This is a genomic window from Bradyrhizobium sp. Ses1, assembly GCF_059512365.1.
Genome location: NZ_JCAMOQ010000007.1, coordinates 213560 through 235983, shown reverse-complemented (window position 1 = coordinate 235983; position 22424 = coordinate 213560). Strand labels below are relative to the sequence as shown.

General features: G+C 62.0%; 20 protein-coding genes. 4 read left to right on the top strand and 16 right to left on the bottom strand.

Features of this window, described 5'->3' with window-relative positions; translation table 11 throughout:
- Positions 1-51: 51 nt before the first annotated feature.
- From mmsB to AC5ZG5_RS11945, 9 genes are all read right to left on the bottom strand, one after another.
- Positions 52-1242, bottom strand: coding sequence for a multiple monosaccharide ABC transporter permease (gene mmsB / locus AC5ZG5_RS11985; RefSeq protein ID WP_130223873.1), 1191 nt, complete (start codon positions 1240-1242; stop codon positions 52-54).
- Positions 1239-2816, bottom strand: coding sequence for a multiple monosaccharide ABC transporter ATP-binding protein (gene mmsA / locus AC5ZG5_RS11980; RefSeq protein ID WP_456641999.1), 1578 nt, complete (start codon positions 2814-2816; stop codon positions 1239-1241). Before mmsA ends, mmsB begins: the two co-directional genes overlap by 4 nt.
- A 73-nt stretch (positions 2817-2889) precedes the next feature.
- Positions 2890-3960, bottom strand: coding sequence for a multiple monosaccharide ABC transporter substrate-binding protein (gene chvE / locus AC5ZG5_RS11975; protein WP_456641998.1), 1071 nt, complete (start codon positions 3958-3960; stop codon positions 2890-2892).
- A gap of 66 nt (positions 3961-4026) precedes the next feature.
- Positions 4027-4911 carry an SMP-30/gluconolactonase/LRE family protein gene (locus AC5ZG5_RS11970; protein WP_456642026.1) on the bottom strand — a complete coding sequence of 295 codons (885 nt, stop codon included), beginning with the start codon at positions 4909-4911 and terminating at the stop codon, positions 4027-4029.
- Positions 4911-5999 carry an aldose epimerase family protein gene (locus AC5ZG5_RS11965; protein ID WP_456641997.1) on the bottom strand — a complete coding sequence of 363 codons (1089 nt, stop codon included), beginning with the start codon at positions 5997-5999 and terminating at the stop codon, positions 4911-4913. The genes AC5ZG5_RS11970 and AC5ZG5_RS11965 overlap by 1 nt, the downstream gene beginning before the upstream one ends.
- A gap of 208 nt (positions 6000-6207) precedes the next feature.
- A complete protein-coding gene (locus AC5ZG5_RS11960; protein ID WP_456641996.1) occupies positions 6208-7557 on the bottom strand; it encodes a carbohydrate porin in 1350 nt (449 codons plus the stop codon).
- 180 nt (positions 7558-7737) lie between these two features.
- Entirely contained in the window at positions 7738-8790 is a 1053-nt protein-coding gene (locus AC5ZG5_RS11955; RefSeq protein ID WP_456641995.1) for an ABC transporter permease, read from the bottom strand.
- Entirely contained in the window at positions 8787-10322 is a 1536-nt protein-coding gene (locus AC5ZG5_RS11950) for a sugar ABC transporter ATP-binding protein (RefSeq protein WP_456641994.1), read from the bottom strand. Before AC5ZG5_RS11950 ends, AC5ZG5_RS11955 begins: the two co-directional genes overlap by 4 nt.
- Positions 10323-10386: 64 nt before the next feature.
- Positions 10387-11352, bottom strand: a complete 966-nt coding sequence (locus tag AC5ZG5_RS11945) for a sugar-binding protein (RefSeq protein WP_130223863.1) — start codon at positions 11350-11352, stop codon at positions 10387-10389.
- Positions 11353-11588: 236 nt separating this feature from the next.
- Between AC5ZG5_RS11945 and AC5ZG5_RS11940 the strand changes: the two genes are divergently transcribed.
- The 3 genes from AC5ZG5_RS11940 (at position 11589) to AC5ZG5_RS11930 (ending at position 14105) form a co-directional block, all read left to right on the top strand.
- Positions 11589-12866: an ROK family protein gene (locus tag AC5ZG5_RS11940; RefSeq protein ID WP_456641993.1), complete on the top strand. Its 1278-nt coding sequence runs from the start codon at positions 11589-11591 to the stop codon at positions 12864-12866.
- A 79-nt stretch (positions 12867-12945) separates the two neighbouring features.
- Entirely contained in the window at positions 12946-13704 is a 759-nt protein-coding gene (locus AC5ZG5_RS11935; protein WP_456641992.1) for an SDR family NAD(P)-dependent oxidoreductase, read from the top strand.
- 164 nt (positions 13705-13868) lie between these two features.
- Entirely contained in the window at positions 13869-14105 is a 237-nt protein-coding gene (locus AC5ZG5_RS11930; protein WP_456641991.1) for a hypothetical protein, read from the top strand.
- A gap of 153 nt (positions 14106-14258) precedes the next feature.
- Here AC5ZG5_RS11930 and AC5ZG5_RS11925 read toward each other — a convergent pair whose 3' ends face one another.
- Positions 14259-15083: an LOG family protein gene (locus tag AC5ZG5_RS11925; protein WP_456641990.1), complete on the bottom strand. Its 825-nt coding sequence runs from the start codon at positions 15081-15083 to the stop codon at positions 14259-14261.
- 237 nt (positions 15084-15320) lie between these two features.
- On the opposite strand from AC5ZG5_RS11925, the gene AC5ZG5_RS11920 reads away from it, so the two are divergent.
- Positions 15321-16343 carry an LLM class flavin-dependent oxidoreductase gene (locus tag AC5ZG5_RS11920; protein ID WP_456642025.1) on the top strand — a complete coding sequence of 341 codons (1023 nt, stop codon included), beginning with the start codon at positions 15321-15323 and terminating at the stop codon, positions 16341-16343.
- A gap of 558 nt (positions 16344-16901) precedes the next feature.
- Here AC5ZG5_RS11920 and AC5ZG5_RS11915 read toward each other — a convergent pair.
- The 6 genes from AC5ZG5_RS11915 to AC5ZG5_RS11890 all read right to left on the bottom strand — a co-directional run bounded on the left by AC5ZG5_RS11915 (position 16902) and on the right by AC5ZG5_RS11890 (position 22416).
- On the bottom strand, positions 16902-17759 hold the full coding sequence (locus AC5ZG5_RS11915; RefSeq protein ID WP_456641989.1) for a PAS domain-containing protein: 858 nt from the start codon (positions 17757-17759) through the stop codon (positions 16902-16904).
- A 42-nt stretch (positions 17760-17801) separates the two neighbouring features.
- Complete coding sequence (locus tag AC5ZG5_RS11910) at positions 17802-18506, bottom strand: ABC transporter ATP-binding protein (RefSeq protein ID WP_456641988.1); 705 nt, start codon at positions 18504-18506, stop codon at positions 17802-17804.
- A complete protein-coding gene (locus AC5ZG5_RS11905) occupies positions 18499-19281 on the bottom strand; it encodes an ABC transporter ATP-binding protein (protein WP_028164693.1) in 783 nt (260 codons plus the stop codon). The genes AC5ZG5_RS11910 and AC5ZG5_RS11905 overlap by 8 nt, the downstream gene beginning before the upstream one ends.
- A complete protein-coding gene (locus AC5ZG5_RS11900) occupies positions 19281-20324 on the bottom strand; it encodes a branched-chain amino acid ABC transporter permease (RefSeq protein WP_456641987.1) in 1044 nt (347 codons plus the stop codon). The genes AC5ZG5_RS11905 and AC5ZG5_RS11900 overlap by 1 nt, the downstream gene beginning before the upstream one ends.
- A complete protein-coding gene (locus tag AC5ZG5_RS11895) occupies positions 20321-21193 on the bottom strand; it encodes a branched-chain amino acid ABC transporter permease (RefSeq protein ID WP_456641986.1) in 873 nt (290 codons plus the stop codon). Before AC5ZG5_RS11895 ends, AC5ZG5_RS11900 begins: the two co-directional genes overlap by 4 nt.
- 68 nt (positions 21194-21261) lie before the next feature.
- Positions 21262-22416, bottom strand: a complete 1155-nt coding sequence (locus tag AC5ZG5_RS11890; protein WP_456641985.1) for an ABC transporter substrate-binding protein — start codon at positions 22414-22416, stop codon at positions 21262-21264.
- Between the last annotated feature and the right edge of the window lie 8 nt (positions 22417-22424).

Below are 22424 nucleotides of genomic sequence, written 5' to 3'. Positions count from 1 at the left end.
GATTCCAGATATTGACACCTGATCTTCGCGTCGAATGGGACCGGTCCGTCGTCACCTGCGCTGGTTGTAGACATCGATGCAGACGGCGGCGAGCAGCACCAATCCCTTGATCACCTGCTGGTAGTCGATGCCGACGCCAAGGATCGACATCCCATTGTTCATCACACCCATGATCATGGCGCCGACCACGGCGCCGCCGACCCGCCCGACGCCGCCATAGGCGGAAGCGCCGCCAATAAAGCACGCGGCGATGACGTCGAGCTCGAAACCGGCGCCAGCCTTGGGGGTTGCCGTGTTGAGACGCGCTGCAAAGATGAGGCCGGCAAGCGCGGCCAGAACTCCCATGTTCACAAAAGTCAGGAAGGTGAGCCGTTCAGTCTTGATGCCGGACAGCTTGGCGGCTTTGGCATTGCCGCCGACGGCGTAGATTTGGCGCCCGATGATCGTCCGGCGTGTGACGAAGCCATAGAGCGCGATCAGCGCGGTCATAATCACGAGCACATTCGGCAGCCCGCGATGCGAAGCGATCAGGTAGGTGAAGTAGAGGATAACGGCCAGAAGCGCAGCACTTTTTGCGACGAACAGCGCATACGGCTCGACCTCGATCCCGTGCGATTTCTCACGGGCACGGGTTTTGGCGCTGGCATAGACCAGCGCCAGCGCCAGGACAGCGCCGATCAGCAACGAGGTCGGGTGCAGCGTGTCGGCGCCAGGAAAGAGCTCCGGGATGAAGCCTGAAGACAACTTCTGGAAGGTCGGCGGAAATGGCCCTACGGATTGTCCCTGCAGAACCGCCAGGGCAAGGCCCTTGAACACCAGCATGCCCGCAAGCGTGACGATGAAGGATGGAATCCCGAAATAGGCAACCCAGTATCCCTGCGCCGCACCGATCGCCGCGCCGACCAGCAGGCAGGCAATGAAAGCGAGCGGATAGTCGACGTGATAGCGGACCATGAGCACGGCGGCGATCGCGCCGATGAAGCCGGCGACCGACCCGACCGAGAGGTCGATATGGCCGGTGACGATCACGAGCAGCATGCCGAGCGCCATGATCACGATATAGCTGTTCTGCAACACCAGATTGGTAAGATTGAGCGGCTGCAGCAGCGTGCCGTCGGTGACGATCTGGAAGAACAGCATGATCGCGAACAGCGACAACAGCATGCCGTAGTTGCGCAGACTGTTCTTGATGAACCCCGCATGCCCGCGTTGCACAGGCAGCGAAACCGTCTTGTCGCTCATGGCCGCACTCCACCCATCTGCATCCTGTTCCGCTCCGCGCTGCCTTGTATTGGCTTGTTGCGCATGATGGCGCGCATGATCTTCTCCTGCGTCGCTTCGCTGGCAGCAAATTCGCCGACAAAGGCGCCATCGTTCATCACGCAGATCCGGTCGCAGATGCCGAGCAACTCCGGCATTTCCGAGGAAATCACCACGACGCCCCTGCCCGCCTCCGCGAGTTCATTGATGATACAATAGATCTCGTATTTGGCGCCGACGTCGATCCCACGGGTCGGCTCGTCCAGGATCAGGACTTTTGGGTCCGTCATCAGCCATTTTGACAGCACGACCTTCTGCTGGTTGCCGCCGGAGAGCTGGCCGGTTTCCTGATAGACATCGGAGCAGCGGATTCGCATCCGGTTGCGATAGTCGCTGGCTGCCCTCAACTCTCTGATGTCGTCGATCACCCATCGCGGCGCGACCTGGGAAAGGCTCGCGAGCGTGATATTCTTGCGGACGTCGTCGGCAAGGATCAAACCGAGCTGCTTGCGGTCTTCGGTCACATAGGCGAGCCCCGCGTCAATGGCCGCCGGCACGCTGGAGAGGTCGACCTCGCTGCCGTCCAGCGACACCCGTCCGCTGATGTTGTAGCCCCAGGCGCGGCCGAACAGGCTTGTCGCGAATTCAGTACGGCCGGCACCCATCAGGCCGGCGATGCCGACCACCTCGCCGCGCCGCACGTGGAAGCCGACATTCTTGATCACCTGGCGCTCGGGATGGAGCGGGTGATGGACGCTCCAGTCCTCCACCACCAGCACGGGGTCCCCGATCCTGGCGTCGCGCGGCGGGAAACGATGGGCGAGATCGCGATCGACCATGCTGCGTATGATGCGGTCTTCCTCGACCTGCTCGGTCCGGCAGTCGATCGAGTCAACGGTGCGGCCATCGCGCAAGATGGTGATGCGGTCGGCGACGCGCGCGACCTCGTTCAGCTTATGCGAAATCAGGATCGAGGCGATGCCCTGCTGGCGGAACGCCATCAGCCGGTCGAGCAGCGCCGCGCTGTCGGTCTCATTGAGGCTCGCGGTGGGCTCGTCCAGGATCAGGAGACGCACCCGCTTGGAGAGCGCTTTCGCAATCTCGACCAGTTGCTGCTTGCCGATACCGAGGTCGGTAATGAGCGCATCCGGCGGTTCGCGCAGACCGACCTGGGCCAACAGTTCCCTTGTGCGCCGATACACTGCGTCGCGGTCGATCACGCCGAACCGCGCCGGCGGATGCGACAGAAAAATGTTCTCGGCAATCGACATCAGCGGGATCAGTGCCAGCTCCTGATGGATGATGATGATCCCGAGCGCCTCGGAATCGTTGATGTCGCGAAAACGCTGTTCCTCGCCATCGAAGATGACGGTGCCTTCATAGTCGCCATGCGGATAGACGCCGCTCAGCACTTTCATCAGCGTCGACTTGCCGGCGCCGTTCTCGCCGACGAGGGCGTGGATCTGCCCGGCCTCCACTGTGAAATTGACGTCGCGTAGCGCCTGCACGCCTGCAAAGCTCTTGCTGACGCCGCGCATTTCCAGCATTGCCGTCATCGTATCATGTCCTGCAGTGGAACCGAGCTGTCGTCCGGCAAGCGGGCCTTCTGCGCTTGCCGGACCAGTTTGCTCACTCGAATTGCGAACGCTTGTAGTAACCGCTGTCAACCAGCACCTTGTCCCAATTGCTCTTGTACACCACCACCGGCTTGAGCAGATAGGACGGCACCGTCTTGATTCCGTTGTTGTAGGTCTTGGCGTCGTTGACGGGTACTTCCTTGCCGTTGAGCACGGCGTCGACCATATCCGCCGTCACCCGCGCGAGATCGCGGGTATCCTTGAAGATGGTGGAATATTGATCGCCCCGCAGTATTGCCTTGATCGACGGCACCTCTGCGTCCTGGCCGCTGACGATCGGCATCGGCTGATCGGGCGTGCCATAGCCGACACTCTTCAGCGAGGAGATGATGCCAATGGAGAGGCCGTCATACGGGGAGAGCACCGCGTCGACGCGCTTCTTGCCGTAGAAGGCGCTAAGCAGATTGTCCATGCGCGCCTGCGCGGTCGCACCGTCCCAGCGCAAGATCGAGACCTTGTCCATGCCCGTCTGCTTGCTGCCGACGACCAGCTTGCCGCTGTCGATATAGGGCTGCAGCACTGACATCGCACCGTTGTAGAAGAAGTAGGCGTTGTTGTCGTCAGGCGAGCCGCCGAACAGTTCGATGTTGAACGGGCCCTTGCCCTCCTTCAGCCCCAGCCCCTGTTCGATCGACTGCGCCTGCTGGACGCCGACCTGGAAGTTGTCGAAGGTCGCATAGTAGTCGACATTCGGCGTGTCGCGGATCAGGCGGTCATAGGCGATCACGGTGATGCCCTTGGCCTTGGCCTGCTTGAGCACGTCCGAGAGAGTGGTGCCGTCGATCGCCGCGATCACCAGCACCTTGGCTCCCTTGGTCACCATGTTCTCGACCTGCGCGAGCTGGTTCGGAATATCGTCCTCGGCATATTGCAGGTCAGTGCCGTAGCCGCGCTCGCGCAGCACCTTGGCCATGTTGTTGCCGTCGTCGATCCACCGCGCGGAGGATTTTGTCGGCATCGCGATGCCGATCGTCGCTTTCTGTGCAAGCGCGACGCGGCCGGATGCCGCGGCGGTAAGGCCCGCCAGTGCGAGCATAAGCAACGTGGTTTTCAGTCTGGCCATATTTTCACTCCCGTTGGGTTAGGAACGTTTCTGTCGTTGCAGTGAGGATTTGGGCGGGACTATCTCCTAGGAATTAGCAAGCCTGACGTCCGGCTCCGGTCGGCCGCGTGCAGCCACGTCCAGGACGAACGTGCGCCCATGATCCGGGTCGGCAGCACGCGCCCCCGCATCCATGTCTTGCCAGGCCGAGGTGACCAGGAGACGCGACAGATCGGGCCCGACGAACGCCGGGCAGCTCGGCTGACGCGCCGGGACAAGCAGGCAGCGCAGATGCTCGCCTTGCGGACTATAGACATCGACGCAACCGCCAGCCCAGCGCGCATTCCAGATCTGGCCATCGGCATCGACCACCGCACCGTCAAGGCCGCCAACACCACGGTGTCGCAGCAAAACTTCGGGTGCGCCGCGCGGCAGGCCTGTCACGGGGTCGAGCGCGATGCGATAGAGTTCGTTCTTCGCGGTGTCGGCGAAATAGCCGAGCGCGCCGTCGACTGAAAAGCAGATGGCGTTCGGAATCGTAATGTTCGCAAATAGGCGCGAGAGCTCGCCGTGATGGAGCGCGTAGACGCTGCCTGCCTCCGCCTCCGCCTTGCGTCCCATGGTGCTGATCCAGATCGTTCCGGACGGATGCACCCGCGCATCGTTGGATCGGGTGACGTGATTGTCGGCCTCGAGCGGACGATAAAGCGTCATCGAGCCATCGGCGATGGAACGGACATAAAGACCGTCTTCCGCGACAACAAGTTGACGCTCGGCGTCAATGCGCGCAAGCGCGCTCGCCATCCTGCCGAGCCGGTGAACGCGGACCTGTCTGCTCGCGAGTCGAGCCTCGAACAACCTGCTCTCGAGGATATCGAACCACCAGGCGGTATCTGTCGCCGCATCATAGGTCGGGCCCTCGCCGAGGTGGCAGCGCTCGGCGCACAGAATGGACGTCGGCACTTGCTCCATCATGTCGGCCCGCCCGCGGAACTAAACCGATAGACGCTGTGGTGCCGATAGACCGAGCCGGGCGCAAGGCGCGCGCTTGGAAAGTCTGCGCGGTTTGGCGCATCAGGCCAGACCTGCGGTTCGAGGCAGATAGCGTCGGATTGCCGGTAAAGCCGGCCTCGCTTTCCGACAACCGAGCCATCGAGATAGTTTCCGGAATAGATCTGCAATCCAGGCTGATCGGTCAGGAGCTCGAGAATCCGCCCCGATCTTGGCGCCTCGAGCCGGGCCGCGAGGCGTAGCTCGCCAGCATCATCGAGGCAGAAGTTATGGTCGTAGCCTCTACCGTTTCGAAGCTGCGCATCATAGCAGCGGATCCTGGCACCGACTGCCGTGGACTTGCGGAAATCGAAGGGGGTATCGGCGACCGCGCGCGGCGCCTCCGGCAACGGAATCGCGCTCGGATCGATCGCGAGGAAACGGTCGGCGGCGATCGTGAGCCGGTGGTCGAGGATGTCCACGCCTGACGCAGCGCCTTCGAGATTGAAAAAGCTGTGGTTGGTCAGGTTGACGATCGTCGGACGATCGACCCGTGCTTCGAAGCTGACGGATAATTCCGTCGGCCCGGTCAGCCGATAGCCGACGCGAATGTCGAGCCGGCCGGGATAGCCCTCCTCACCGTGAGCGCTGACATGGGCCAAGGTCACCATCGGCTCCGCCCCATCCTCAATGTCAGCGATCCGCCAGAGCTTTCGGTCAAAACCCTCCGGGCCGCCATGGAGCGCATGCGCGCCGTTGTTGGCCGCGAGCTGAACGACCTCGCCATCGAGCACGAAACGGCCATTGGCGATGCGATTGGCGTAGCGGCCGACCGTCGCGCCGAAGAAGTGCCGCTCGCGCAAATAACCTGCAAGATCGTCGTGACCGAGCACGACGTCTTCGCAGCGGCCAACCGCATCGGGCACGATCAGCGCCTGAAGCGCTGCGCCATAGGTGATGACATGCGCTTGGAAGCCGCGCGCACCCGAGAGCACCACCCGATCGACCGGGCGGCCATCGGGCAGCGCGCCGAAAACGTCCCTTGCAATGCGTGGCGTTGTCTCGGTCATGGCTCAGTCTTCGAACACTTCGACGATCCGGCGCATGCCCATAACCCGCCTGCGATGCGGCGGCCGCATTTCCAATGGTCGCAACGCCGGTGAGCAGTGCGGCAGCGATCCGCCGGCTTTTCTCCTCTCGGCATGCCCGCATACGGGCATGCACACACCTTTCGCGTCAGAGTAGCTCAATGTTTGACCCGGACGGGCTACCGTCGCATCAGAAATGGACCTCGGTGCGCAGACCAAGAACCCAGGCATTATCGGTCTTCACGCCGTCGGCATTATACCCGCGCCCGCCGGGATTGATCACATACTGGAGGTCGAATTTGAGGTTCATCCAGCCGGTCGCCTGCCACCCGTACCAGGCTTCGATCGGAATTTCGTTACCGCCTGCATTCGGGCTGAGAGCGGCCGAGTTCACGTGGGTCGTGCCCACCGCGAAGCCGACTTCGTCCTGGGGGCGCGAGGCGAACGTTCCAGTGTGCTTGACGCCCCAGGCGATCTGGTAGTCCTGGTACGACGTCCGGTGATCGGCAACGGTCGTATTGAGGAAGGTATACCAACCCAGCGCACCGGGACCGTCAACGGTCAACCGCTGCAGGATCGACTCATAAACGCCGAAGCGGCCTCTTTGATCTCCCAGATTTTGATCCGGGACACCACCGACGCCCGGGATGGTAACAATGATACCCGGCAGGCCACCATCAATCGTCGACTGACTGTCGTACCAGCCGCCCAATCTCCAGGTCCCGTACAGGGCACCGCTCGGACTCCAGGTCAGCTCCATCGGCACGAACACACCCGAGACGGGTTTTGAGGAGGGGACGCCTGGCAAGAAGTAGATGCTGGGCTCTGAGGTCGTCAGATAATTCGGATTGGAGTCGTAGACGCCGACCGAAAACGTCCATTCCTTGGCGAAGTTGTAGTGGACGACGCCGGCCCATTGGCTCACCGGCCAATTATAGATGTAGCCACCCAGGATGTTCCCGGGCTGGCCGCCGCAGAAGGTCAGGTTGATGAACTCGCACAGGCCGAAGAAGAAGTCGGAGCCGACCGGAAGACGGCCGGCCTTGAGTTCAAGCCGATCATCGAAAAGCTTCTGCGAGTAATAGAGTTGGGTCAGGCGAAAGATATTGCCGCGGCCGAAAACTTCATTGGTCAATTGCAAGGCCGGAATGCCTGCCTCGGTATTCAGGTTGTCGCCGAAGCGCTGGACCAACGTGAGGCCGACCGTACCCCCCGGGATGCCGGCAAGCTTCGCCATATCGAGCTTGGCCCCGAACCATAGCTGTCCAGCGTTGGCCGCGGTGTTCCTGTTTCCGCCCGACAGGTTGCCGACGGATTCATTACCCAGCGTCAGGCCGATATCGATGCCCTGCTCCTTCAGCTGGGTCCTGCCGAGATCGCCAAACAGATACGGTCTCGTCCAGAAATCATCGGCCGTAACATAAGGAAGCGGCGGAGCTTTCGTTGAAAAATCGGCCGCATGCGCTCCACCGCTCAACAGAGATGACAAAGCAATCCCCACCCCGCACACGCGCGCGATGTTTACAGATCTATGCAACATTTTCTGGCACTCCCAGCGTCCCCAGGCTTTGTCTATTTTGTGTCACGTTCCCGCCCAAAGCCCTCGAGCCTGGAACGTGCATCCTCCCCAGCCCAGACCGATTTCAGCCGCCGAAGAAACAGTCTGTATGGCAACTGGCGGTTGAAGTCGTGATTCTCCTTACCGAGCCCTCATGCCTGATCACCCGTTCTCGTTTGGCAACGCAGCCGCGCCGCGCGGTGATGCGCTCTGCTTTCCTTGCACAAGTGTCGATCTCTGCGCCGTGCGGGCCAGGCCGGCCAGCGCCACCTTGCGCCGCCGACGGCTCTGCAATTGCTGATCCGCCAGCACGCCGAGCAGAATCACTGTCCCCATCACCGCGAAGTTCAGGGAATTGGGAATGCCCAGGATGTTCACAAGGTTCTGCAGCACCTGCAGCAGCGCCGTCCCCAACACGATACCGAGAATGGAGCCCTCGCCGCCGCGCAGGCTGCACCCACCGAGAACCGCAGCCGCGATCGCATAGAGCTCGTAGAAATTGCCGAACGAACTCGGAGAGACCGAGTTCGTGTAGAATACGAACAACACCGTTGAAACGCCGGCGAGCCCGCCGCTGATGATGTAGGCGGTCGCGATCACGATATCTGTGCGGATACCGGAGAAGCGCGCCGCTTCCTCGTTCTTGCCCACGGCATAGAGCCAGCGCCCGTAGACCGAGCGGTGCAGCAGCACGCCGAGGATCAGCGCAAGGATGATCAGGAAGATGAAGGTGTTCGGGACGCCCGCGATATTGCCGGAGGCGATGTTGCTCAGCGTGCTGGCCTCGTCACCGTAACCGAAGCCGCGTGTCGAATCGCTCGTATAGTAGCGGGCGGCGCCGCGATAGATCAGCAACCCGCACAGCGTCACGATGAAGGGCTGCATTTTCAGCCGTGTGATCAGGAAACCCTGGATGCCCCCTAGCGCCAGTCCGCCGAGCAGGACGAGCAGCAGCGCGAAGGGCCAATAGACCTGATAAGTCGTCAGAAGGTCGATGAATACGACGCCAAGCAGCGCGAACATCGAGCCGACCGAAAGGTCGATGCCTCCGGTGATGATCACAAGCCCGACGCCGAGAGCGAACACGCCGAACAGGCCGATCAGATTGGCCATATTCAGCAAGTTCACCAACGATAGAAAGGCCGGATTGATCGCGCCCGTGATGGCGGAGATCACCACCAGCAGCAGACACAGGCCGAGTTCTTTCTTCATCATGGCGCGGCGGCTTCCATGGTTTCCAGCGCTTGGCCGACCGCCAGCCGCAACACGTTATATTCGCTGAACTGCTCGCGCTCGAGCACGCCGCTGACACTCCCTTCATGCATCACCGCCACGCGGTCGGAGACGCCGATGACCTCCTCCATGTCCGAGGAGATCATCACGATCGCGACGCCCTGGTCGGCGAGGTCGCGCATCAGCACATAGATCTCGCTCTTGGCACCGACATCGATGCCGCGGGTCGGCTCGTCGAAGAACATCACTCGCGGCTGCATGGAGAGCCACTTGCCCAGCACGACTTTCTGCTGGTTGCCGCCGGAGAGCGTCACGGCCTCCATATCGATGCTCGGCGCCTTTATGGACAGGCTCCGAACCTGTTCTTTTGCGACCTTGCGCTCGGCCGCACCGTTTACCAGCCACATCCGCGCATAGTTCAGCAAGCTCGCGAGCGTCACGTTCTCCCGGATCGGCAGTTCAAGCACTAGCCCGGATTTCTTGCGGTCCTCCGGCATCAGATAGATCCCTTGCCTGATCGCGTCCCGCGGCGACGCGACACCGACCGGCGCGTTGTCGATCCTGATCTCGCCACCCAGCAGCGGGTCAATGCCGAAGGCCGCGCGGGCGAGCGAGGTGCGGCCAGCGCCCACGAGCCCCGCCAGGCCGAGAATCTCGCCGCTCCGCACGGAAAGATTGATCTGCCGGTCGGGAAAGGCTGACGTCACGAGGCCGACAATGTCGCAGCCGCCCGGCTGCGGCGGCCGTTTCGGCGGCGTATACAGCGCCTTCAGGTCACGGCCGATCATAAGCCGGATCATTGCGGCATGGCTCAGCTCGTCGCGCGCCAGCTCCCCCACCGTGCGCCCGTCGCGCAGCACCACGACGCGATCAGCGCAGGTCATGATCTCGCCCAGCCGGTGAGAGATAAAGATCACCGAGATGTCGTGCGCCTTCAGCTCGGCAATCACCTCCAGCAGCCGTTCTGTCTCCGAAATTGTCAGGCTGGAGGTCGGCTCGTCCATGATGATCACGCGGGCGTCAATCGAGAGCGCCTTGGCGATCTCCACCATCTGACGCTGCGCGATGGACAGGTCGTCGACCAGCGTGCTCGGGGTGAAATCGGCGCCCAGCCGCGCCAGCAGCGGCGTCACGCGGGCGCGCATCTCCGCGTTGTCCACCAGCTTCAGCGGGCCCCCGGTGAGCTTCTCGCGCCCTATGAACACGTTGGCCGCGACGTCGAGATTCTCGAACAGGTTCAGTTCCTGGTGCACGAAGGCGATGCCGGCCCGCGTCGCCTCGCTCACCGTCAGCCGGGCGTGGTCGGCGTGGTCGTTGCCGCCGATGCGGATCACGCCTTCGCTCGGCGCGATCACGCCGCCCAGCACGCGCATCAGCGTCGATTTGCCGGCGCCGTTCTCGCCGATCAGGCCCAATACCTCGCCGCGGTACACGCGCAGGTTGACATTGTCGAGGGCCCTGACACCGGGATAACTCTTGCTGATCCCGGCAAGTTCAAGCAGCGTTTCCGCCATTTGGCGCTTCCTCCCGCACAACGCCCGGTCGCCTGTGGCAGCCCGGCGGTGAAGCATACTGAAGTCACTTCTTCAGCAGTTCCTTCAGAGATGCGGTGAACTCCGCGACGTTGGACTTGCCGATCACCTTGGTCGGCACGATCAGCTTGCTATCCGCCGGGATCCAGGACTTGTCGCCGTTCAGCGTTTTGATGATGTTGGTGGCGGAGAGATAGCCGAACTCGTACGGCTGCTGCACGACCGTGGATTCGATCGTGCCGTCGGAAATGCCCCGCAGCGTGCGCTGGTCCTCGTCGAAGCCGACAATCTTCACCTTGCCGACCTTGCCCGCCGCCTTCACCGCGTCATAGATCAAGGGTGTCTCGTAGCTCCACAGGCCGGACAACAGCGCAATGTCGGGATATTTGACGAGCACGTTCTCCATATTCGCCTTGGCCTTGGCGAAGTCCACCTGGTCGGTGAACACGTCGACCAGCTCGACCTTGGTGCCGGCGATCGCTTCCTTGATACCCTGCACCCGCTCGCGGGCGTTGTCAGCGTCCATCGTTCCGACAAACAGTGCGATCTTGCCGCCGTTCGGCAGCGCCTTCTTGATCTCCTCGCCCGCCTGCCGCCCAGCCGCGACGTTGTCGGTGCCGATATAGGCGAGACGATTGCTCTGCGGCGCGTCGCTGTCCGTCGTGATCAATACGGTCTTGGCCGCAACCTTGTTGAGTTCTTCGGTTGCGTGCGGCGCATCGTCTACAGAAATAGAGATGCCGGCGACGCCGCGCACCAGCAGGTCATCCAACTCGCGCCGCTGGCCCGCCGCAGTTCCGTCGTTGGTGACGATCAACTCGATATTGTATTCCGGGTGCTCCTTCTGCGCCTTCTCAAGCCCGCGGCCGGCGATGGTCCAGAAGTCGGCCGCGACATTGGTCACCAGCGCGATGGTCTTTTTCTGCTGCGCTTGTGCCGCGCCCGTGGCCATCGCGAGCGCCGTTGCGCTCACCAGCAGCGGCACGATCAATGTCTTCATTGAGCTCTTCATGTGCACCTCCCTGTCGTCACCCCATGGGGCTTCACGCGCGGCGCTTTGTGCGCTTTATTTTGTTCACGCTACGAATAAATTATCGGAACTCTATATCGAGTCAAGGATGTTATTGTCCGCCACCTCACGCAACAATAGTATAATTGGTACGATAAGGTAGCCTTCATTGTTCTTTTTGGCCATCCTCCGCGCCGCACAACGTTGATTAATTTCACTGAACGAATTAAAAGACCCGCATGGATGAGCAGCCCGAGCCGCCGAGACGTGCTTCAAGCGTGGCCCGCGGATCGAATCGCGGCCGCCTCGTCGAAGTCTTGCGACGTCAGGGGCCATTGCCGCGCGTGGAGCTCGCACGTAGTACGGGGCTGAGCTTCGCGGCCATTTCGGCCATAACGTCCAGACTGATAGCGGAAGAACTGTTGTGCGAGGCCGAGACCGACGCCGGAGCGGCGACGTCGTGGCCCGACGATACCGACGAAGAGGATACGGACGGGCTGAATGGCCGTCGCCGTGGCCGGCCTGCGGTATTGCTGACCCTGAACCCGGAGTTTGGCCGCATCATCGCGGTCTCGCTACGCATGAACCTGATTGAGACACTGATCGCAGACTTCAGTGGCTCTGGCTTGGCGCAATCGCGACTTGCACTCACGACGCGCGCTCTCGATGCAGACGCGTTGTGCGATCTCATGATCGCGCAGATCGATGCTATGCTTGACGCGACGGCAACGCCGCGCCATCGGCTGCTGGGAATCGGGATTGCGCTGCAGGGCATCGTGAACGCCGACACCGGACGGCATCTGTGGAGTCCGGCGCTGTCGGTCACCGACATCGATCTGGCGAAGCCGATGCGTCAAGCATTCGGGGTCGAGGTCGTGATGGCGAACGACGCTGTCGCAGTTGCGCTGGCCCTCGCAGCCGCGGAGCCGGCACTGGCGCAGGGCCTCTCGGCCACGATCATGGTCGGCCACGGCGTCGGGATGGGCGTCGTTGTCGACGGCGAAGCGCGCTGGGGCGCCGGCGCCGGCAGCGAGATCGGCCATGTCAAGTTGGCGCCGAACGGTCCGCAATGCCGCTGCGGCCAGCGCGGCTGCATCGAGGCCTATCTCGCCGACTACGCGATCTACCGCGACGCCCGCACCTTTCTCGACCTGCCCCCGGCAGTGTCGCAGCAGCCTTCCGAGGCGCAGATGGCTCTACTGCGCCAGCGAGCACTGGACGGCGATCCCCGTCTCGAGCACTTATTCCAGCAGGCAGGCCACGCGCTTGCAGAGGCGGTCGCCGCGACGATATCGGTGCTGCGCCCACACCATGTCATCCTCGCTGGCCCCGGCCTGCAGGCATTTGACATGATGCGCCGCGCCTATGAGGAGCGGCTCGAGCAGGCGGTGTTACCGTGGCTGCTCAAGTCCACGGCAATATATGTGCGTCCAAGCGAGTCGGCGGCAATTGTCGACGGCATGGTGCGGCGGACGCTGCGGGTCGTGGACCGAAACCACATGGAGACGACCGAGTGAACACCGGGAGCCGTGGCCCTTGTTGGAGCCGCAGCAAACGCAACTGACGCCCTTCAGGCGCAAAATCGAGAGGATGCCAATGCAAGGCGCCATCTATCCAAGTCTCAAGGACCGGACTGTACTGGTGACCGGCGGCGGTTCCGGGATCGGCGAGGCCATCGTCCGCCGGTTCGTCAGCCAAGGCTCGCGGGTCGGTTTCATCGACATCGATGTGGAGGCCTCAAAGCATCTCCTGACCAGCCTGCCGGCGCATGCGGGCGTGCACTTCGAGCACGCCGATCTGCGCGACATCGCCGCCCTGAGACGCGCGGTCGCCGGCGTCCGCGAGATGTTCGGGCCGATCACCATCCTGGTCAATAACGCGGCCCGCGACGACCGTCACGCGATCGAGGACGTCACGCCGGAATACTGGGACGAGCGGATCGCGGTCAATCTGAAGCATCAGTTCTTTAGCGCGCAGGCGATCGCGCCGGACATGATCCAGGCAGGGGGCGGTTCGATCGTCAACATCGGCTCGGTGAGCTGGGTGATCGGCCAGGGCAACATGCCCTGCTACACCACCGCCAAATCCGCGGTTCAGGGCCTGACCCGTGCGCTCGCCCGCGATCTTGGGCCGAACAATGTGCGGGTCAATTCCATCCTGCCCGGATGGATCATGACCCAGCGGCAGCAGGATCTGTGGTTGACGCCCGATGGTGAGGCCGAAATCATGCAGCGCCAATGCCTCAAGCGCAAGCTCGTGCCTGATGACATCGCTCGTGCCGTCCTCTTCTTCGCCGCCGACGACAGCGGCGCCTGCACCAACCAGAGCTACATCGTCGATGGCGGCTGGGTCTAACCACATTGCCGACTGCGTTGACGATATCTCGCGAGCTGGACCATCCGCCTCCAGCCTGAAGTAGCACTGTCGCAGTCAGACAATCGCGATAAGCCTTCGTTTCCGGCGAAGGCAGTCGCCGGTATTTCCAGATTGTCCAGCCTGCCCGTGTCGGTCATGCTGCGATGATGAAAAATCATTCTGCCGCAAGCGGATCGGATGTCTTGCTGGGTGTGATCGCGATCCGGCTTGCGGCCCTGGTTTTGACAGGTTCGATCTTGCTGCTGTTGCCGCGGCAACCTCGTGACGATTCAGCCTGCGTCCCCTCCCTCGCGGGAGGGTCTGACCTGCAAATTGCATCGAAGGCAGAACGCCTGCACGTCAGCGATCCGGTGGCGGGCGATATGCTCCTGCATGATTAGAGTACTTTCGGTTCTGATGGAATCAGAACCGAAGCTCTAGATTCTTGTTTGACGCGTTTTCTTCACGCGAACCGGTGTCCACTTCGCTCGAAAACGCTCCAGGGCATGATCCGAAAAAGCGGATACCGGTTGCTCCGCGCCGCCTGTCGCCGATCAACCGGCTGGGCTAGTACCATGCGCGCGCAAGCCACGGCGAACCAGTGAGGCCCAACCATCTTCCGCGGTCTCCGCAAATTCAAAGAGACCGGGGTCGGCCGCAGAAATCATGCCCTCCTCGACGAGGGCGTCAAAGTTAATGATTTTGCGCCAGTACCTTTCGCCGAACAGCACAATGGGCGCTGGAGGGGCCTTCTGCGTTTGCTGCAGCGTCAGCACCTCGAACATCTCGTCCATGGTTCCGAAACCGCCGGGAAAAATCGCCAAGGCGTTCGCACGCATGGCCAAATGCATTTTGCGCATTGCGAAGTAGTGAAATCGGAAGCTGAGCTCCGGCGTGATGTAGCGATTGGGAATTTGCTCATGTGGCAGGGTGATGTTGAATCCGATGCTTGGAGCACCGACGTCGGACGCGCCTCGGTTTGCCGCCTCCATGATGCCGGGGCCGCCGCCAGTAGCGACAACATTGTCGCGCCACCGGTTCTTGGGATCGAAGGCGCCGCCGCGTTGCGAAGCGATGCGCCCGAATTCGCGCGCGACCTGGTAGAACTCGGATTGCTGCAGCAATCTCTCAGCTACCCTCTTCTCGGTCTCCGTCCGAGCCGCTTCGACGGCGGCGGCAGCCTGCTCCGGAGACGGCACACGCGCGCTGCCAAAAACAATGATAGTCGAGCGGATTCCCCAATCCCGCAACGCGAGTTCAGCTTTGGCATATTCGAGGGCAAAGCGGATCGATCGCATCTCGTCCCGAAGCAAGAATTCGGTATCTTCAACCGCCAGCAGCGTGCTCCGCGAGCTATGCGGGGTCGTCTGTTCATTCATATCGCTATTGTCCATTCTGCAGACTAAGTTCAACACGTTCTACGGTAGCGCAGGCCATGACGCCGGGATATTGCCTCATCGAATCTATCAAAATATACGTCAATGATGCTACTCGACACTCGCAACCTGCCGCGGTGGATCGTGCGCAGGGCGTTGACGCGATTGCGCGCATCTGATGCAGATTGCCAACGGGCAGCAACCTCGAATGTGCCTCCCAACGATTTACGCTGAATGTCCATGAAAAAGATCGGCTTTCTATCGTTCGGGCATTGGACGCCTTCACCGCAATCGCAGACGCGATCGGCATCCGACGCCCTTCTGCAATCCATCGAACTTGCCGTTGCCGCCGAAGAGTTGGGGGCAGACGGTGCGTATTTCCGTGTGCATCATTTCGCTCGTCAGCTCGCTTCACCGTTTCCGTTGCTGGCAGCCGTCGGCGCGAAGACCCGCCGGATCGAGATCGGCACGGCAGTCATCGACATGCGATATGAGAACCCGCTGTACATGGCCGAGGATGCGGGCGCGGCCGACCTCATTGCCGGTGGGCGCTTGCAACTCGGCATCAGCCGGGGATCACCCGAGCAGGTCATCGATGGGTGGCGCTACTTCGGTTACGTTCCACGCGACGGCGAGACCGCTTCCGACATGGCCCGGCACAATACGGAGATCCTGCTCGAGCTGCTGCGCGGCGAGGGCTTCGCAAAGCCCAATCCGCATCCGATGTTTCCGAACCCTCCCGGCCTCTTGCGCATCGAGCCGTATTCGGAAGGCTTGCGCGACCGCATCTGGTGGGGCGCCGGGTCGAACGCTACCGCGGTCTGGGCGGCCAAGCTGGGCACGAATCTGCAAAGCTCCACCCTGAAGGACGACGAGACCGGAGAGCCGTTCCACGTCCAGCAAGCGAACCAGATCCGAGCTTTCCGCTCGGCCTGGAAGGCGGCTGGTCACAAGCGCGAGCCTCGCGTGTCAGTCAGCCGCAGCATCTTCGCGCTGGTCGACGACCGGGACCGCGCCTACTTCGGACACGGTGGTCAGGACGCGGACCAAATCGGCTTCATCGACGAAAAAACCAAGGCGATCTTCGGCCGCAGCTATGCCGCCGAGCCGGACGTGCTGATTGCGCAATTGGCCAAGGATGAAGCTATTGCGGAGGCCGATACGCTGCTTTTGACCGTGCCCAATCAGCTTGGCGTGGATTACAACGCGCACGTCATCGAGGCGATCCTGACTCACATCGCCCCGGCGCTTGGTTGGCGCTAACCCTTATTGTGGGGTCACACCCGCAACCCGGTATAGGCACGGGCGCCGTGGACCCGAGCAATGCTATTTGATCGTCGCGTGCACAGTGATTACCGAAGTGCCAGAAGCCGTCGGCCCCTGTCCCACTGCTTTGATGGCAAAGTTATCGCTCCCCTTGTACCTAGCCTTCGCTTTGTATTCGTAAGTCGTCATGTTGAGCTTTTTCAAGCTGCCATGTGCCGGCTTTTGTAAGATGTCCGAGCTGCTCACCGTGCCGCGTATCGTAATCGGAAATAGGCAGCTTTCTCCTGAGCTGACGCTAATGTCGCCGGTCGAATTCTCGCCCCAATCCGCTACTTCCAGTAATCTGGGACAGTCAGAAGCGGCTATCGCTGGAGACGCGGACATGGAGCCTGCAGCTGCAGCGATAAGCATCAAAACAGCGACTCTAGACAACCGCATCGTAGACTTCCTCGTTTTGCGTCGATGGCGGTATTGTCGGACGTCCAAGAAAACTTGGCTATCACAGACGCATCAACGATCCTGCCGGGCCGGTTGAAAGCGGCACCTGCGAACATCTCACGAGGCGCGGGTCGCGGCACGCTCTCGTTCGATGCGCTCGGTCACGTCTCGCGCCACGGCAACCGAGCCAAGCACTTCGCCAGCGGCGCTGTCCTTGACGATCGCGAATGTCATCTCAACGTAGACCTTGCGTCCGCTCTTGTGCAAGGCGCGCGTCAGCGTGGGCTTGCCTTGAAGCTTCATGGCGCCGCCAGTCATTGCCGCCTCAAAGCCGCGCCAATGCGCGGCCCGCAGATGTTCGGGGATGATCAGATCGAGGCTTTGGCCGAGCACCTCCTCCAACGAATAGCCAAACAACGCGGCGGCGGCGGGATTCCAGCGGGCAATCGCGCCGGAGCGATCGGCGTAGATCACCGCATCGGCCGTTTGATCGAGAATTCTTTCCGCTAACTCGGAGCGCTCTTCCATGGGGCACCTGTTTGGTTCTGTCACGTCTAACCTTTCTGCGCAACAATGTAGACCGCGCTCAAGTTCCGCAGATAGCGCTCGAACACCTCCCACATCGCAAGAACCCGCATATGGCATGATGGTCACGGCTTTGCCGACATTCACCGAAATGCGGCGAAGCCATTGAGCTTTTCGGGATTTTCTACGAGTAATGTCGCACTGTTTGTTCGTCCGGCAGCCACGCCCACGAGGCATCGAGCACACCGCCGTCGTCGGGCATGGCCCGATAGCGCACCGGATGCGGCCAGTTCGTTCCCCAGACAAGGCGATCGGGCCGGATTGCGCGAGGCGGCGGGCGGAAGGAGCCATGGCGCGGACCTTAAGTTGCCCATATTTGCCCCACATGTCAGGATAGATACCGACGTTATTGCCGCCGATGCTGGTGCAGTCGAAGGTCTTTTCGATCAACCGGCTCACAGGTCAGATCGCCGTCCGCGCGACCGCGGCGGATCAGCCGCCGAGATAGGCCTTTCGCACATGCTCGTTCGCGATCAGCTCCGCGCCGACGCCGGACAGCACGATGCGACCGCTCTCGATGAGGTAAGCCTGATCGCACATCTCAAGCGCAGCAAAGGCGTTTTGCTCTACCAGTAAAACGGTTGTGCCGGCATCGCGGACGCCGCGGATGATAGCAAACGTTCGCTCAACAATATTCGGCGCGAGCCCAAGCGACGGCTCGTCAAACATGATGAGGCGAGGCCGCGACATCAGCGCCCTGCCGATCGCCAGCATCTGTTGCTCGCCGCCCGACAGGGTACCGGCCGCCTGCCGCCTCCGCTCCGCAAGACGCGGAAACTCAGTGAAGATGCGGTCACGGTCCGCGGCGATCCCGCTCGGGTCGTTACGGAGATAGGCGCCCATGTCAAGATTTTCCTCGACAGTCATGTGCGGAAACACGCGCCTTCCCTCCGGGCAATGCGCGATACCGCTCGCCAGCACGCGCGGCGGTCGCGCCGCGGTCATATCCTTGCCGTCGAAGAGCATCTGTCCGGAACGCAGCGGTACCAATCCGGAAATCGCGCGCAGCGTCGTGCTCTTGCCGGCGCCATTGGCGCCGATCAGAGCGACGAGCTGTCCGGCCTTCACCTGCAGCGAGATACCCCGCAGCGCGGTAACGCCGCCATAGCCGCAGACGATGTCGCGGATCTCAAGCACGCGCGGCTCCCTGCCCGAGATAGGCTTCGATGACATCCGGATCGTTCCGGATCGCATCCGGCGGTCCTTCCGCGATGATCCGGCCGTAGTTCAACACCACGATCCGATCCGACACGCTCATCACCATCGGCATGTCATGCTCGACCAGAAGGATGGTGACGCCGCGGTCGCGGATATTGCGGATGAGTTCGACAAACGTGTGGGTCTCCGACGCATTCATGCCAGAGACCGGCTCATCGAGCAGCAGCATCGACGGCTCCGCGGCCAGCGCCAGCGCCACGCCGACGAGGCGCTGCTCGCCATAGGACAGCGAACCTGCGGGGTCGTGGGCGCGACGCTCGAGCCCGACCCATTCGACGAGTTCGGCGGCGCGCTCGCGCAGCCTGCGCTCCGACGCGCGTCCGCGCGGCAGCCCAAGAATCGCTTCGAACAGGCCAACCCGGCCCTGGCGGTGCAGCCCGATCAGAAGATTGTCGTAAACCGTGTCGTTCGGGAAAACACTGGTCCGCTGAAAGGTGCGGATCAATCCGAGATCAGCGATCTGATGCGGCTTCAGTCCGTTCAGTGTGGCCCCGCGATAGCTCACCTTGCCGTGGGCTGGATCCAGAAAGCCGGTCATGACGTTGAACGCGGTGGTCTTGCCGGCGCCGTTCGGGCCGATCAGGCTGACGATCTCGCCCTCGCCTACCGTAAAGTTCATATCCGAGAGCGCGACGAGCCCGCCGAAGCGAACGGCGACCTGCTCCACGTCCAAGGCGATCGCACGCGAGGTCACTACGCAGGCTCCTTGGCACGTTCGGAAAAGGCAACCGGAGCAACCGTTGCGGCTTGGCGCTTCCGTTTCGCGAACCGCTGCGCCAATGAAGGTACGATGCCGCGCGGCAGTACGAAGAGGATCACGATCAGCACGCCCCCATAGGCGATCCATTGTGCTTCCGGCGCCATGATCGGACGCAGGACGACCGGCAGCAATCCGAAGATCAGGCCGCCGACGACCGGTCCGGCCAGTGAGCCCTTGCCGCCGCTGATGACCATGATCACCATCGTCACCGTGTTGATGAAAGCGAACACCTCGGGATCGATGATCCGGATGTAGTGCGCATAAAGGCTACCGGCCGCGCCCGCGATAGCAGCCGAGATGACCGCGGCGAGCGTAAGCGTCTTCGTGACGTCGATCCCGACCGACACCGCCAGCGTTTCGTTTTCCATCAGCCCACGCATGGCGCGGCCAAAATGGGAGTGCACGAGCCGCGCGATCAGGAGGTAGGCGACGACTGCAACTGCGAGCACGAGATAATAGTTCTGCAGCTTGGTGCGCAGCGTCAGTTCGCCGAGACCCGGCAGGCCAATCGCGATCGACGGGATATTGGTTAGCGCCAGCGGCCCCTGTGTCAGCTCGACCCAGTTCAGCGCCACCAGCCGCACGACCTCGGCAAAGGAAATCGTGACGATCACGAAATAAGCGCCGCGGACGCGGAAGGAAAGCAACCCGACGAAATAGCCGCACAATCCCGCGACCAGGATCGCCAGCGCAAGCCCCGCAATCGGTGGCCATGGTTCGTGAACCAGGCGGAAGCCGCCGGGCAGGCCGATATCGAAACCGAGCGAGGTCAGCGCGCTGACATAGGCGCCAATGCCGAAGAAAGCGATGTGACCGAGGCTGAGCTGGCCGGTGAAACCGAGCAGGAGATTGAGGCTCATTGCAGCGATGATGAAGATTCCGGTCGTGATCAGCGCGTTCAGGAGATAAGGATCGCGCAGCCAGAGCGGCACGGATGCGAAGGCCGCTAGCATGAGCATGGTGATCGCTGCCCTCATCCCACGCGCTCCGAACGCGCGAACAAACCGGTGGGCTTGAAGATCAGCACCGCGATGATGATCAGGAAGCCCATCGCGTCCCGATATCCCGACGATATGTAGCCGGCGCCCAGCTCCTCGGCCAATGCCAGGATGAAGCCGCCGATCACCGCGCCAGTGATGTTGCCGAGACCGCCGAGGATCACGATCGCGAAGGCCTTGACCGCGGCAAGATCGCCCATCTGCGGAGAGATCACATAGACCGGGCCGAGCAGCGCGCCGGCCGCAGCGGCCAGGCTCGAGCCGATCGCAAAGGTCGAGGTATAAATGAGATCGACATTGACCCCCATCAGCGACGCGGTGTCCTGGTCCTGGAACGTCGCGCGCATCGCACAGCCAAGCTTGGTGCGGTTGATGAGCAGGTACGTCACCATGATCAGAAGCGCTGCGGCCGCCAGGACGAACAGCCGTAGCCAGGAGACCGAGACAGGTCCCAAGACAAGCGGCGCTTCCGGAAACGGTGTCGCGACCGATTTCGCGACCCCGCCCCAGATCCACAGTGTGGCCGACTGCATCGCGATCCAGGCGCCGATCATCACCAGCATGGTGGTGTCGATATCGGAGCCGCGCAGCGGTCGCAGCAACGTCAGTTCAATCACCGCGCCCAGGAGCCACCCCGCCACGACGGCGACGGGCAGCGCGAGGAAGAAGTTGAGCCCAAGCTGCTGAACCACGATGAACATGATGTAGGCGCCGAACGTGTAGAGCACGCCATGCGTAAAGTTCACCACGTTCATGAGGCCGAAGATCAAGGTCAGCCCGATCCCGAGCAGCGCATAGGTGCCGCCGAGGACGAGCATGTTGATCAGATGTTGCAGAAACTCGCTCAAGGCGGCTCCGGGCTATCCTGGTGCGGGCGAGGACCGCAGCGCGGCCCTCGTCGATAGATGACGCGAGATCAGAGTGTCTTCATGTCGACCTTGCCGTCGCTGATCTCGATCAGGTAGACGTTCGGCTGGCTCTGGCCGCTCTCCTTGCCTTCCGGGCCGGACTTGCGGAACACGATATCGCCGTTCAAGCCCTTCACGTTGATGTCCCACAGCGCCGCCTTGATGGCCGCGGGCTCCGCCTTGCCCGCCTTCTCGATCGCGGCTGCCGCAGTACGGATGCCGTCATAGCCGCGGAAACTCTCGGTGCAGCCGGCAAAGTCGAAGCCGCGCTTCTTCCATTCCGACACGAAATAGTTGGTCGCTTCCGGATTCGGCGTCTTCTCGGGGAACCAGGGCAGGAAAGTCGTCAGGTGCATGGTGCCGTTGGCCGCGGCGCCCGCCTGCGCGATGATCTGATCCGGATTTTGCGAGCCGCCTGTGGTGATGATGCGCTTCTTGAGGCCCAGCGCCGCCGCTTGTTTGAAGATCAGAGTGAGTTGGTCGACCGCGGTCGTGACGATCACGGTCTCGGAGTCCGAGCCTTTGATCTTGGAGAGCTGCGCGCTCATGTCCTGCGCGCCTTGGTCCATGGTCTCGACCAGACCGATGCCGATCCCCTTCTCCTTCATCATCTTGGCGAAATCGTCCGCCGTGCCGCGGCCCCAGTCGTTGTTGATGACGAGAAAATCGACCTTCTTCAATGCGAGCTTGTCGACGATGCCCTTGAAGGCGGCCGCTTCGACCGACGACGGCGGCGAGATACGGAAGATGAAGGGATTTCCGGTGGTGGTGATCTTGCTCGACGACGACGTCTCGACGACCATCGGCGTCTCGTACTCGATCAGCTTCGGCATCACCGCGAGCGTCAGGCTCGAGCCCCAGGCGCCCATGAGCACCGGCACCTTGTCGCTGGTGATCAGCTTCTCGGCGACGGCGGCAGCTTCGGTCGGATTGCTCTTGTTGTCCTCGATCACGAGCTCGATCTTCTTGCCGAGAATGCCGCCCTTGGCGTTGATCTCGTCGGCGGCGATCTTGGCGCCGTTGACAACATAAGTGCCGGACGCGGCGAACGCGCCGGTAAGTGGCTCGTTCACGCCGATCTTGATGGTTTGCGCCTCGGCCCCGCCCCCGAGCAAAGCGGTCGCCAGCGCAATTGCCGGAACAATCCAGGAAGTCCTAATCATGTAGCTCT

What these genes read in the sequence shown, in the direction of transcription:
- mmsB (WP_130223873.1), bottom strand. Translation starts at nt 1,242, where the DNA reads ATGAGCGACAAGACGGTTTCGCTGCCTGTGCAACGCGGGCATGCGGGG.
- mmsA (WP_456641999.1), bottom strand. Translation starts at nt 2,816, where the DNA reads ATGACGGCAATGCTGGAAATGCGCGGCGTCAGCAAGAGCTTTGCAGGC.
- chvE (WP_456641998.1), bottom strand. Translation starts at nt 3,960, where the DNA reads ATGGCCAGACTGAAAACCACGTTGCTTATGCTCGCACTGGCGGGCCTT.
- AC5ZG5_RS11970 (WP_456642026.1), bottom strand. Translation starts at nt 4,911, where the DNA reads ATGGAGCAAGTGCCGACGTCCATTCTGTGCGCCGAGCGCTGCCACCTC.
- AC5ZG5_RS11965 (WP_456641997.1), bottom strand. Translation starts at nt 5,999, where the DNA reads ATGACCGAGACAACGCCACGCATTGCAAGGGACGTTTTCGGCGCGCTG.
- AC5ZG5_RS11960 (WP_456641996.1), bottom strand. Translation starts at nt 7,557, where the DNA reads ATGTTGCATAGATCTGTAAACATCGCGCGCGTGTGCGGGGTGGGGATT.
- AC5ZG5_RS11955 (WP_456641995.1), bottom strand. Translation starts at nt 8,790, where the DNA reads ATGATGAAGAAAGAACTCGGCCTGTGTCTGCTGCTGGTGGTGATCTCC.
- AC5ZG5_RS11950 (WP_456641994.1), bottom strand. Translation starts at nt 10,322, where the DNA reads ATGGCGGAAACGCTGCTTGAACTTGCCGGGATCAGCAAGAGTTATCCC.
- AC5ZG5_RS11945 (WP_130223863.1), bottom strand. Translation starts at nt 11,352, where the DNA reads ATGAAGAGCTCAATGAAGACATTGATCGTGCCGCTGCTGGTGAGCGCA.
- AC5ZG5_RS11940 (WP_456641993.1), top strand. Translation starts at nt 11,589, where the DNA reads ATGGATGAGCAGCCCGAGCCGCCGAGACGTGCTTCAAGCGTGGCCCGC.
- AC5ZG5_RS11935 (WP_456641992.1), top strand. Translation starts at nt 12,946, where the DNA reads ATGCAAGGCGCCATCTATCCAAGTCTCAAGGACCGGACTGTACTGGTG.
- AC5ZG5_RS11930 (WP_456641991.1), top strand. Translation starts at nt 13,869, where the DNA reads ATGATGAAAAATCATTCTGCCGCAAGCGGATCGGATGTCTTGCTGGGT.
- AC5ZG5_RS11925 (WP_456641990.1), bottom strand. Translation starts at nt 15,083, where the DNA reads ATGAATGAACAGACGACCCCGCATAGCTCGCGGAGCACGCTGCTGGCG.
- AC5ZG5_RS11920 (WP_456642025.1), top strand. Translation starts at nt 15,321, where the DNA reads ATGAAAAAGATCGGCTTTCTATCGTTCGGGCATTGGACGCCTTCACCG.
- AC5ZG5_RS11900 (WP_456641987.1), bottom strand. Translation starts at nt 20,324, where the DNA reads ATGAGGGCAGCGATCACCATGCTCATGCTAGCGGCCTTCGCATCCGTG.
- AC5ZG5_RS11890 (WP_456641985.1), bottom strand. Translation starts at nt 22,416, where the DNA reads ATGATTAGGACTTCCTGGATTGTTCCGGCAATTGCGCTGGCGACCGCT.